Consider the following 11,065-nt stretch of genomic DNA (forward strand, 5'->3'; position numbering starts at 1 on the left):
GACGAAGAAGGGGCGAAAATTCGCAGAGAAGGTCCACGAACTCGCCGCAGACGCGAACGTCGAGTGTACCGTCGTCGTGCGGTCTGGAATCCCAGAAGAGGAGATACTCGAGTACGTCGACGAGGAGGGTATCGACCTCGTCGTGATGGGAAAACGCGGGCAGCGAGACCCGGACAAACCACTCCTCGGGTCGACCACGAAGCGTGTCGTCGGTCGTACAGACGTGCCGGTGCACGTCGTGTGAGACTCGATTTAGGTCGTATCGGAACGGTCGTCATCGGACGGTTACAGTCGTCACTGGGGCTCCAGAACGAAAACGAGGGACCGACGAGAGCGCGGGGTGCACCAATTTCGCCCTCTCGTTCCTGGCTTCACAAGACTTATACGTCCGACGTGGTTGAATCCAAAGGCAATGGCGAAAGGTAAAGTTGATTTCTTCAACGACACTGGCGGTTACGGTTTCATTTCTACTGACGACGCGGACGACGACGTGTTCTTCCACATGGAAGACGTTGGCGGCCCGGACCTCGAAGAGGGTCAGGAGATCGAATTCGACATCGAACAGGCCCCCAAGGGTCCCCGCGCGACGAACGTCACCCGCCTCTAAGCAGGTCTTCGTTCACCGCCGGTAACTTCACACACTGACGAACTTTCTTCCGTTTTTCACCCGCCGAGAGCGGCGCGTATCGGCGCTGGCTAGTGAATAGTGAGATACGATAGGGGTATGCGGAAGGGTTAACCGTCCACAGGGCCGTTGTACAAAGGCAATGGCGAAAGGTAAGGTTGATTTCTTCAACGACACTGGCGGCTACGGTTTCATTTCTACCGACGACGCGGACGATGACGTGTTCTTCCACATGGAAGACGTTGGCGGCCCGGACCTCGAAGAGGGTCAGGAAGTAGAGTTCGACATCGAAGACGCCCCCAAGGGCCCGCGCGCGACGAACGTCAAGCGCCTCTAACTCGGGACAGACTCGTAACCGCAGACGTATCGACTTTCGAGAATTATTTTCTAGACGGTGAGCGACAGCGCCATCCGTCGCAGAGTTAGAAGTTCAAAAGTGCACAATTCTCCATGACTAGCGTAGGTTCTGAGCACCCAGAAGCTTCATACGTCTCCGTAGTTGTGCATCAAACGAACAACAATGCCTGCCGAGAGGGAGCGAAAGTCCCACCCGAAACCACCCGATTCCCACATCGGTGCGGACCTCTTCGACGAGACGATGGGTCCGGGTTCGTCGTTCGCCCACCTGTACCGCGGAGAGATACACCGGATGAAGTCCTGGAGAGAGCGACTCGACCGGACGAGCAACTGGGCAATTACGTTGATGGCCGGGATTCTCACGTGGTCGTTTTCCGCACAGTCGCACCCGCACTACATCATCCTGCTCGGTCTCGTGACGCTGAGCATCTTCCTCGGAATCGAGTCTCGCCGGTTCCGTGCGTACGACATCTGGCGGTCCCGCGTTCGGATGTTCCAACAGAACGTGTTCGCGTACGCACTGGACCCTGAGGGGGGTGTCGTCGACGAGAACTGGCGACAGAAACTGGGTGGTGACTACCGCACGCCGAACATGAAGATACCGTTCGAAGAGGCGGTCGCCCACCGACTCCGGCGGGTGTACCTCCCGCTGTTCCTCGTGATGCTCGTCGCGTGGGTTATCCAGTTGACGACGTACACGGACCACACGAGTCTCGTCGCCAATGCGGGCATCGGGGGTATCCCTGGCCCAGTCGTCGTCGCAATCGTGGCGGGGTTCTACGCGACCATCGGTGCCATCGCGTTCCGTCCACGGGACTGGAACGTCAACGGCGAACTCATCCCGAGTGAAGTCACCGGGTGGGAGCCACCAGAACACGGCGATGCCTAGCGCGGGAATCCGAAATCGTTTTTTCTCCCCTGCACGTCTACCGAGTTGCGCCGCCTTAGCTCAGACTGGGAGAGCACTCGACTGAAGATCGAGCTGTCCCCGGTTCAAATCCGGGAGGCGGCACTTCTGTGATTTCAACCCGACGAGCGGAGCGAGTCGCGGTGAAATCCAGAATGCGACCCGACCGGTTTGAACCCGAGAAGACGAGCGAAGCGAGTCTTCGCTCGGTTCACAATCCGGGAGGCGGCATTTTCCTGCGAACAACGTGAGCAGTGAAACTGCTCGCGAGCGGAGTTGAACACACGAGCAGCGTTGCTGGGAGCGAAGTTCACAATCCGACGAGACTCACCCGACTGTCGAGCGGCGAGTCCCTACCGACCGAAAAGAGGGGTGGAAGCCGTCTCAGGGTTCGACTTCCACTGTGACTTCGTTCACGAACTGTTCTTCGATTTCTTCGAGGGTGAACTCTTTCCCGTGCTGCTCGCGGACGTGGTCTCGTGCTTCGCGCAGGAGTCTGTCTTTATCCTCGTCTTCGGTACGCATCATGAACACGCACCCTGAAACGGCCGTGTTACACGCGACTTGTAGAGCCATCTCTGTTGTCACCTCCCTCTAGAAGACACTCCGTGCTAAGTGTTAACAATATTTGAGGAAGCTGTGAGACTCTCTCGTACCGACCTACCTCGAGAGATGAAAGCGGCAGAAGAAACAGAGTCGCCTCACGCGGTGACAGTCGATTCCTGTGCGACGTCGCGGGGGGTGACACGAACTTCTAATCCGGACGGCGAGACGGAGACGGTCACGTCGTCGACAGCGCGTTCGTATTCGGCTGTGTGCTTTCCGGCCCGAGAGATGCGAAGTCGCTTCGAGAGGAGACCCGCCTCGGCGAGTGGGTCGAGTTTCCGGTAGGTGGTCGACAGCGGGAGGTCACACGACTCGGCGATTTCGCTCGCAGACAGCGCAGTTCCGTCAGTCGCTTCGAGGATGCACCGGCAGTTTTCGTCGTCGAGTGCGTCGAAGAGGACGTCCATCCGCTCTTGGTCGTCGACGACGATTTCGTCGGAGGAACTGCGAGTGTGAGAGCGAACGGACGATGGAAGCGATGCCTGACTCATATCTCAATAGAGTCACCGTACGTAGACCAACGGACAACCACGATATCCGGGGACGTTTATATACTCCCGCCGAGCACGGCCGCTATCCTTCTTCGAGAACGTCGCCGAGAAGTTTCGTCTGAGCGGCGGCGAGATGTTCCGAGAACGTCGATTGACTGATGTCGAGGGCGGCCGCCACTTCTGTCGCATTTGCGCGTCGCGGACGCTCGAAGTAGCCCATCTCGTAGGCGGTCTGGAGGACTTCGAGTTGCCGCGTGGTGAGTTTTCCCCGGTCGACGAAGACGTTGTCTTCGGGTGCGTCACCCGTCGGAGACCTGACGAGTCGTTTGATGTCAACCTCGGGGAATCGCTCGCGAAGTTCCCCGATGACGCCCTGGAGTTGTTCGTAGTCCGCAGCGTGGAAGACGAGGGTCAGCGTCCCGCGCTGTGTGAAGTAGCGGTCGATTGGACACCCAAACTCGCCGAGACACTCGCACGGACAGTTCACGCCGCCATCGTGAGCGATTCGAAAGAGGTGCTTGTTCCCGTACGAGAAGATGGGTTCGAGCGCGATATCGTCGGGTGTGTCCTCGGCGTCGACGACGAACTCGGTGACACTTACAGACTCGGGTGTCGGTGCGACGCTCGTCGAGACGGAGCTGACGACTGACTCCGTCGAGTAGGCAATCGACGCGATTTGACAGACAGACGGAGAGTCGAATTCGACGGTTGCGCGAATCCCAGCAGACATGAGTGTGTTACTCGATTCGACGCGGTGTGGGTTCGACCGAGGTGGTGGTCGTCGATGGTGCCCGCAGTCGATGTTCGAAAGCAGATTCAGCGCCGATAAGGGCGTTCATTCGACGTCCTCTTCGGGGTCGACGCGAACTTCTCGCCCGCCCAGATTGTCTGGGTCGAGTTCGAAGAGTTGGATGTCGAGGTCACGCTTCGTCTCGCCCCAAATCTCGAACAGCGGTCGTTTGGCTTCCCCGTACTGCACGATTCGTTCGACCGTCATCTCGCTCGGGTCGACCCGTTCGAGGGCACCCTCCGCGATGACGCTCCGGTAGATTTCACCGTTCGATTCGTGGACGACGAGGCGAGCGCGTGGGGAGGAGGTGAGGAACTGACGTTTCTCGCTTTCTGGTGTCGAGACGAGTCGGAAGTAGAACTGGCCACCGTCGGGGTCGTAGCCGTAGGAGATGGGGATTGCGTAGGGTTCATCGTCCTTCGCGAGCGACAACACACCCGTCTCGTGGCGCGCCAGAACCTCCGCGATGTCGTCGAACGAGAGGTTGGTCTGTTGGTCCAGAGACATTGGTTCGTATGCCCTGACTCGCGGGGGACGTAATCATTGTTACTTCTCGCATCGCGACCGGTCCGGAGGCAAATATCACCCGCCAGACGGGTCGCATCGCTCGGTAGCGACTCCGAGACAGCCAGAAAGGGGACCAGAATCGAGACGACAGGTCAGGCGTGAGAGAACGACTGGTCGGAGACGGACGACCCACAGATGACACACCCGTTGTCGATGAGTGCATCACGCATGGGAGCGTTGACCACCATAGACTCCGCACACTCTGGGCAGACGAAGGTGTAGTCTGTCGTGTCGGTCATCGTTGTTGATAGTAGAGATAGCACTCGTATATGTAGCCTACTGTTTCGAGAATAGACCGAGACGAGACGACAGCGAAGAGACGTAAGAGACCCGGGAGAGAGATGTTCACCGAGACGACAGCGAAGAGAACGCAGTCTCTGTGACCGCAGACGTACAGACTGGGCACCCGCGTTCGAGGAGTGCCTCGCGCATCCCGTCGTTGACTTCGAACTGTTCACCACACTGTGGGCATTCGAACTCGAATTCGTCTGCCGTCGTTCCAGCCATCATTAGTCTACCTCTGGGGATTCGAGTGCGTCTTCCATTCCGGTCTCGAGGACTGTCGACGCGATGTCCTCCATCATCTCGATGTCTTCTGTTCGGAGTTCGGTGACGACACTGGCGATGGTGTCTTGCGGTTCGGTCAGCGTCGTCTGGCCGGTGAGTTCGACGAACAACTCGCCGAAGTCTCGCGCGGGGGGACGTCGAGCAGACATCGGTCTCAGCGCTCCTTTGAGTCTTCGCCGCCGTCAGTCGCGACCTGTCGGAAGTCCACCGAGACGCCGGAGTCACCGAACGAGAACGAGAGCGTGTCGAAGCGCGTCGAGAACTCTCGTGGGTGGTGGGCCGACGTCTGGATTCGACGCCCCTCGTCGAGGAGCGACGCCTCGGAGAGTTGGCTGAGTTTGCGGTAGACGCTCGACAGCGGGATGTCGCACACCTCGGCACACTCCTGTGCGGTCCGGGGGGCGTCGTCACACGCTGCGAGGATACGTCTGTTGTCGTCGTCACTGAGAGCAGAGAGGACGACGGACGTGTCGGCGGCGTCCTGGTGCTGCGAGTCGAAGCCTCCAATTCCGTTTGCGGCGAGCGTCGTGGACGAGTTCATACTACAATAGACGGACGGTATCCGGAGGTATCCAGCACCGCGCTATCTGGGGTGGTTTATATATCCCCCGTGGACAGTCCGTCTGGCGGGTCGCACCCCTGCCACGACTATGGGCCGTCGTCGCCGTCTTCGAGCCGTTTCAGCCGCCTTCGGACCGCGGTGTTCGCCGTCGGTGCGAGGATGAAGTGGCCAGCACCCATCGAGAGACTGTTGAGATACCACCGGACTGCGCGTTTGAGAGGGCCGTACCGACCATCGGTGAGGACGACTGCACCACGCCACGCGTTCCGTCGCCCCTCGCGAAGCGTCAGGAACGAGAGCGTCTCGTCGAGTCGTCCGAGAGACTCGTCGATGTCGGCCACGCCGTCGGCGTAGCGCGCGGCGATGAGGTCCTGTTCGTCGTCGACGAGACTGCGCAAGACGCGGTTGATACGTCTGTGGTCGGCGTACTTGCGTCGTCTGTCGGGGTCGATGCCGACTTCAGAGAGCGCCAGCGCGAGGTCGTAGTTCACGTGCGCGTTGATGCCGAGGAGGACGTCCTGTGTCACGAGGGCGTCCCCACGGAGCGACGTCTCGAACGAGAGACGCCACGGGTCGGGAACCTCGTCGAGCACGCCACGCTCGAACGCGTGGAACGCCCGCCGGTAGTGGTCAGCGAAGGTGACGAGGTACTCGGCGACCCATGCCGGGTCGTCGAACGTGTCGTGCGCGAGTCCGTCGTGGACTTCGGCGGTCACACGGGCGTAGATAGTCAAGAACGCGGCGCGGCGGTCTTCACGCTCGTAGAGTAGTGCTTCGAGGGCCGACAGTCGTTCGTGCGCGTCGGCGACGTCGCGGAATGGTCTCTCGACGAGGTCGAGAATCGCCGGCGACGGGTCGGGACGAGCACCGGACAGTGACGGATTCGGCGTTCGCACTGCCGTCGCGAGTTTCCGTCCTTCGTCGAGCGTCATCCGGCGCATCTGATGGTGTACGGATACGCCCGGATACTGGATAACGATACCGTCAGTGAGAGAGTCCGGGAGCGGAGAGTGTCGTCGGAAGTCGAATCAGCACCGGACAGTCTCCGCTTCACCCGCGTCCGCCGGCTAACTTCGCTGCGCCAGGGTGTCGCCGAAGTCGCCACATCGCGAGCGTCCCAATCGCAGGCCCGAGTGCAAGCGGGGCGAACGCCCACTGCCACCCCACGATGTCGGCGACGAGAGGCGTGAGTTGAATCGAGACGACGGTCAGCAAGAACCCGAAGGCCGTCTGGAGCGTGAGCGCCGTGCCCAGATAACTCGGGTCTGCGAGTTCGGAGACTGCCGCGGAGAACTGCGCCGAGTCGGCGACGATGGCGAACCCCCACCCGAGGACGAAGGGGACGACCACGAGGGGCGACGCGCCGAAGACGAGACCCGCGAGGAGGCTCGCGATGCCGCTCACGACCATGCTCGCGGCGGTAACGGTCGTTCGACCCCATACGTCGGCTGCGCGTCCGGCGACGAGTGCTCCGATACCACCGATGGCGATTGCTCCGAACGCGGTCAACGCGGCGGCCTCTGGGGTCGCAAGCGGATGGTCAGACGCGTCGTACGCGAGCGTGAGAAACAACGGAAGCCACGTCCAGACGGCGTACAGTTCCCACATGTGGCCGAAGTACCCCGTGTTGGCGAGGAGCGTCGGCGGGTCACGGAGGATACGTCGGACTGCGGTGGGGTCGAACGGGGCCGCCGGTGATTGGTATGGTCCCGGACTCACGCGAAGGACGGTAACGGCACCGACCGTCGCGAGCGCCGCAGCACCGAGGAGAACGAGTCGGGGTCGGTCGATACCACCGACGGCCCGGAGTAAATGGGGAAGTGCAGACCCGACGGTGAGCGCACCGATGAGCGTCCCGATAGCCAGCCCTCGCTCTTCGCGGAACCATCCCGCGACGAGTTTCATCCCTGGCGGGTAGACGCCGGCGAGCGCGACGCCCGTGAGAAATCTGAGTCCGAGTGCGACGGACGGCGACTGGACGACGGTGCCGAGCGTCACCGTCGCAGCAGCGCCGACGAGCGCAGACCCAGCAAGGAGGTAACGCGGGGGGACGAGGTCGGAAAGCGTGAGGACGGCAGACGCGAGTGCGCCGACGACGAACCCGAGTTGGACCGCAGTCGTCAACCACGCCGCCTGCTCGAGTGAGAGCCCCCACGCCACGGCGAGTTGCGGGGCGACGGCGCTGGCACTGAACCACAGCGACATCACGAACAACTCTGACACAGCGATGATTCCGAGAACGCTCCATTTCGAACGATTCACAGGTGGACTGACGAGAGAGGAGACAAAAGAGGAATCGCGCCCGTGCATTTGACTTGCGCAGACGCGATGGTCACGCGCTGCGGCGCTGGAGGCCGGAGCGGTGGTCGACGCGGAGCTCCCACCCGAGCATATCCTGCATGGGTTCGGTCTCCGAGAAGAGACTCGGGTACCACGCGTTGTCGTCGAGGACATCGTTGACGCGTGACCACTCGTCGTCTGCGATTGGGTGCAGTTCGCCTTCGACGACGACGCTCTTCCACTCGTAGCGCGACGGGCAGTCCCAGACGGTGAAACTCGCTCGAGACGTTTGCTCGGCGAAGTCTTCTTTTCGGGACGTCTCTCCGGGGCGGAGGAAGACGAAGTAGAGCCGATTCAACTCGGCGTCGTACCCGAACGAGAGGGGGATTCCATACGCGACGTTGTCGTCGGCCAGAGAGAGGACGCCGACACCCCTCTCTGTGAGCATCTGGTCCATCTCGTCGTCGGACATCCCGACTCGGTTGCTTTCGGGGTATTCAGGGGCCATGGTAAATATACGCATGGAGAGGGCATAAGCGTGCCAGCAGACCGGAATATCCCGACCACGACGCGGGGCTTATGTCCGGTGACCACGAATCGCGGGGCGACACCCGGATGACGGTGAACACACTCCACCGGCCGACGCACCGCGACGCCCTCGTCCACCTCGAAGCGGCCTTCGAGCGCGAGGACATGATTACCGTGTTCGGACGGTGTACCGTGGACTACGATGGGCGCGCGACGAGCGAACTCGGCCCCGGTGACCGACTGGTGATTCTGAAACCCGATGGCTCCATCCTCGTCCACACCGACGAGAAGCGGACGCCCGTCAACTGGCAACCGCCGGGGTGTACCCACTCCGCCAGCATCCGCGACGGACGCCTCCGTATCCGTAGTCGCAGGTCGAACCCGGACGAACGACTCGACGTGCACTTCGAACGGGTCGACCAGTGTTCGGCCTACGGCGTGAACGACCGAAGCGATTTGGAACTCACCGGAAGCGAAGAGGACTTGCGACAGCACATCCTCGCGAATCCGTCGATTCTCGAACCCGGCTTCGAACCCCTCGAAACTGAACGACAGAGCGACGCGGGACCCATCGACATCTTCGGCGAAGACGCGGACGAAGTACCCGTCGTCGTGGAGTTGAAGCGACGGCGGGTCGGCCCCGCTGCGGCGAGTCAACTCCGGCGGTACGTGGACGCCCTCCACCGCGAGTTCGGCGACGACGAACCGGTCCGTGGCATCCTCGTCGCGCCATCGATTACCGACAGAGCAGCAGACTTACTCGACCGGGAAGGCCTCGAATTCGTCGCGCTCGACCCGGAGACGGGCGCGCCACCAGTCGAAGACGGTTCTGCCGAGGACGACGGGGGCGAAGACGAGACCAGCGGAGAAAGCGGGAGCGACGGACAAAGTGAGACCAGTGGAGAAAACGAGAGCGACGACCCGACGGCAGACGAGTAATCAGTCGAGACCCGCGAGCGACGCGAAGTTCTCGACTGTCTTCGCGGCAGTCACCTCGGCGAAGTCGCGGTGGTCCTCGTCGTCCGGCCACCCGAAGTCGTCGGCGATACGGTCGAGTAGCGTCCCGGTGAACTCGGGGTGGTACTGGACCGTCCAGACGGGCGCAGATTCGTGGCGCGTTGCGAGGTGGTCGTAGTAGCCGGCCGAGGCAATCGTCTCCATCCGGTCGCCGGGCGAGACCACGTAGTCGCCGTGGACCATCGGAATTCGACCGGAGACGCCCTCGAAAACCGGGTCGTCGTCGAGTTCTACGTCGACGATGCCGCGTTTCTGGTCGCCCGCTTCGACGGTCCCGCCGAGTGCGTCGTTGACGAGTTGGTGACCGAAACAGACGCCGAGCGTCGGAATCTCGCGTGCGACGAGTTCGCGGACGAGACGGCGACCATCGGCTATCCACGGACGCTCGTCGGCCTCGTAGACGCCCGCGGTACTCCCGGTGACGACGACGGCATCGACGTCCGAGAGCGTCGGGAGACCGTCGCCGGGGAGTGAGTGAACGACCCCGTCGCGGCCGTCGAGTGCGAGGTCGGCGAGTGCGTCGGTGAAGTACGACGGGCCGTCGGAGACCATCGTATCGCAGACGAGCAACATCGTCTACGTCGATGTGAAGATATCTGATAAGACTGTCCATCGATACCGAGGGGCACGCGAGTTCGGCATCCGACGACGTCGGTCGTGTGAGTCGCTCACACGGCCCGTTGGCCGAATGAAGCTTCGAAGCGTTTTTAGCCCGCCTGACCCTTCGGTTTCACAAGTAACCATGTCAGACAAACCCGCCTCTATGTACCGGGAAATCAAGAACCCGGCGTACACGCGACGCGAGTACATCACGGGAATTCCCGGTTCCAAGATCGCACAGCACAACATGGGCGACCTGCAGGCGGACCCCGAGGACTACCCTGTCCAGATCTCCCTGAAGGTCGAAGAGGACGTCCAGATTCGCCACGGTTCGCTCGAATCCGCACGCCTCTCTGCCAACCGTCTCATGCTCAAGAACGCTGGCGAGAAGCAGTACAAGATGATCCTGCGCAAGTTCCCGCACCACGTCATCCGCGAGAACAAGCAGGCAACCGGTGCGGGTGCAGACCGTGTCTCTGACGGAATGCGCCAGTCGTTCGGGAAGGTCGTCGGCACCGCCGCACGCATCCCCAAGGGCGAGACGGTCTTTACCATCTACTGCGACGTCGAGGACGCGGAAATCGCGAAGGACGCCTTCCGCCGTGCCTACAACAAGATGTCGCCGCCGTGCCGCATCGTGGTCGACCGCGGCGAAGAACTGCTCGTCGCGTAACGTCGCACGTCAGTTCGCGCGAACCACCTCACTTTTGCACCAGCGACACTCCACGTAGCGTATGCTTCGGTTGGCGGTGGCGACTAGTAGCGAGACGTTCGAGCGAATGCGCGACCCGCTAGCCGCACGTGGCATCGACGTCGGACACCTCCGCGCCAAACAGTTCGCCCTCGACCTGTCGACGCCGCCGACCGACGAGTTCGACGTGGGGTTCGTCTTCCCCTCGCGAGTGATGGAAGGCGGTGTCGTCGACGCTCGTCACGACATTCCGTGGGTGAACACCCGCGAAGACGTACTCACCTCGCGGAACAAGGCCGGCGTCGTCGCAGCGCTCTCGCGGGCGGACATCCCTGTCATCGAGAGCGTCTACGTCTCGAATCCGACCGACGACGCAGCACTCATGGACGCCATCGAGCAGGCGGGCCTCGACTACCCAGTCGTCGTCAAGCCGAACTCGACGACTCGCGGCGTCGGTATCGCGAAGGCGCACGACCC

General features: G+C 61.7%; 19 protein-coding genes and 1 tRNA gene. 8 read left to right on the plus strand and 12 right to left on the minus strand.

The features are described 5' to 3' along the window. From AUR66_RS03955 to AUR66_RS03975, 5 genes are all read left to right on the plus strand, one after another. Positions 1-244: universal stress protein (locus AUR66_RS03955; protein WP_197409673.1), on the plus strand; the 244-nt coding region annotated here is incomplete at its 5' end. Positions 245-412: 168 nt separating this feature from the next. Next, on the plus strand, positions 413-607 hold the full coding sequence (locus tag AUR66_RS03960) for a cold-shock protein (RefSeq protein ID WP_004057907.1): 195 nt from the start codon (positions 413-415) through the stop codon (positions 605-607). A 160-nt stretch (positions 608-767) separates the two neighbouring features. After that, positions 768-962, plus strand: a complete 195-nt coding sequence (locus AUR66_RS03965; protein ID WP_058571200.1) for a cold-shock protein — start codon at positions 768-770, stop codon at positions 960-962. A 183-nt stretch (positions 963-1,145) separates the two neighbouring features. Further along, entirely contained in the window at positions 1,146-1,871 is a 726-nt protein-coding gene (locus tag AUR66_RS03970) for a DUF2270 domain-containing protein (RefSeq protein WP_058571201.1), read from the plus strand. Positions 1,872-1,920: 49 nt separating this feature from the next. Further along, a tRNA-Phe gene (locus AUR66_RS03975) sits at positions 1,921-1,994 on the plus strand. Positions 1,995-2,273: 279 nt separating this feature from the next. On the opposite strand, the gene AUR66_RS03980 is transcribed toward AUR66_RS03975, so the two are convergent. From AUR66_RS03980 to AUR66_RS04025, 11 genes are all read right to left on the minus strand, one after another. Continuing rightward, on the minus strand, positions 2,274-2,465 hold the full coding sequence (locus AUR66_RS03980) for a DUF1059 domain-containing protein (RefSeq protein ID WP_058571202.1): 192 nt from the start codon (positions 2,463-2,465) through the stop codon (positions 2,274-2,276). Positions 2,466-2,590: 125 nt separating this feature from the next. After that, positions 2,591-2,986, minus strand: a complete 396-nt coding sequence (locus tag AUR66_RS03985) for an ArsR/SmtB family transcription factor (protein WP_058571203.1) — start codon at positions 2,984-2,986, stop codon at positions 2,591-2,593. Between the two features lie 82 nt (positions 2,987-3,068). After that, entirely contained in the window at positions 3,069-3,716 is a 648-nt protein-coding gene (locus AUR66_RS03990; protein ID WP_058571204.1) for a helix-turn-helix domain-containing protein, read from the minus strand. A 105-nt stretch (positions 3,717-3,821) separates the two neighbouring features. Next, positions 3,822-4,283 carry a pyridoxamine 5'-phosphate oxidase family protein gene (locus tag AUR66_RS03995; protein WP_058571205.1) on the minus strand — a complete coding sequence of 154 codons (462 nt, stop codon included), beginning with the start codon at positions 4,281-4,283 and terminating at the stop codon, positions 3,822-3,824. A 152-nt stretch (positions 4,284-4,435) separates the two neighbouring features. Beyond that, complete coding sequence (locus AUR66_RS21755; protein ID WP_197409674.1) at positions 4,436-4,582, minus strand: DUF7560 family zinc ribbon protein; 147 nt, start codon at positions 4,580-4,582, stop codon at positions 4,436-4,438. Between the two features lie 106 nt (positions 4,583-4,688). Next, positions 4,689-4,850: a DUF7560 family zinc ribbon protein gene (locus tag AUR66_RS04000; RefSeq protein ID WP_058571206.1), complete on the minus strand. Its 162-nt coding sequence runs from the start codon at positions 4,848-4,850 to the stop codon at positions 4,689-4,691. A gap of 2 nt (positions 4,851-4,852) precedes the next feature. After that, positions 4,853-5,059 (minus strand): hypothetical protein, encoded by a 207-nt coding sequence (locus tag AUR66_RS04005; protein WP_058571207.1) that lies wholly within the window; start codon positions 5,057-5,059, stop codon positions 4,853-4,855. Between the two features lie 5 nt (positions 5,060-5,064). Further along, complete coding sequence (locus AUR66_RS04010) at positions 5,065-5,451, minus strand: winged helix-turn-helix domain-containing protein (RefSeq protein ID WP_058571208.1); 387 nt, start codon at positions 5,449-5,451, stop codon at positions 5,065-5,067. Between the two features lie 107 nt (positions 5,452-5,558). Next, positions 5,559-6,413: a DUF5995 family protein gene (locus tag AUR66_RS04015; RefSeq protein WP_058571209.1), complete on the minus strand. Its 855-nt coding sequence runs from the start codon at positions 6,411-6,413 to the stop codon at positions 5,559-5,561. Positions 6,414-6,522: 109 nt separating this feature from the next. Next, entirely contained in the window at positions 6,523-7,677 is a 1,155-nt protein-coding gene (locus AUR66_RS04020; RefSeq protein WP_082682126.1) for an MFS transporter, read from the minus strand. Positions 7,678-7,804: 127 nt separating this feature from the next. After that, the gene (locus tag AUR66_RS04025) at positions 7,805-8,260 is read right to left on the minus strand and encodes a pyridoxamine 5'-phosphate oxidase family protein (RefSeq protein ID WP_058571211.1); all 456 of its coding nucleotides are present in this window, start codon (positions 8,258-8,260) and stop codon (positions 7,805-7,807) included. A gap of 107 nt (positions 8,261-8,367) precedes the next feature. On the opposite strand from AUR66_RS04025, the gene nucS reads away from it, so the two are divergent. After that, entirely contained in the window at positions 8,368-9,219 is an 852-nt protein-coding gene (gene nucS / locus AUR66_RS04030; protein WP_058571214.1) for an endonuclease NucS, read from the plus strand. Here nucS and AUR66_RS04035 read toward each other — a convergent pair whose 3' ends face one another. Beyond that, positions 9,220-9,870 carry a type 1 glutamine amidotransferase gene (locus AUR66_RS04035; protein WP_058571212.1) on the minus strand — a complete coding sequence of 217 codons (651 nt, stop codon included), beginning with the start codon at positions 9,868-9,870 and terminating at the stop codon, positions 9,220-9,222. 169 nt (positions 9,871-10,039) lie between these two features. On the opposite strand from AUR66_RS04035, the gene AUR66_RS04040 reads away from it, so the two are divergent. Together AUR66_RS04040 and AUR66_RS04045 are read left to right on the plus strand one after the other, a co-directional pair. Continuing rightward, positions 10,040-10,570 carry a 50S ribosomal protein L16 gene (locus tag AUR66_RS04040; RefSeq protein ID WP_058571213.1) on the plus strand — a complete coding sequence of 177 codons (531 nt, stop codon included), beginning with the start codon at positions 10,040-10,042 and terminating at the stop codon, positions 10,568-10,570. Positions 10,571-10,631: 61 nt separating this feature from the next. Next, the coding region (locus AUR66_RS04045) for an ATP-grasp domain-containing protein (RefSeq protein ID WP_394326251.1) at positions 10,632-11,065 on the plus strand (434 nt) is incomplete at its 3' end.

The organism is Haloferax profundi, assembly GCF_001469865.1.
GTDB classification, from domain to species: domain Archaea; phylum Halobacteriota; class Halobacteria; order Halobacteriales; family Haloferacaceae; genus Haloferax; species Haloferax profundi.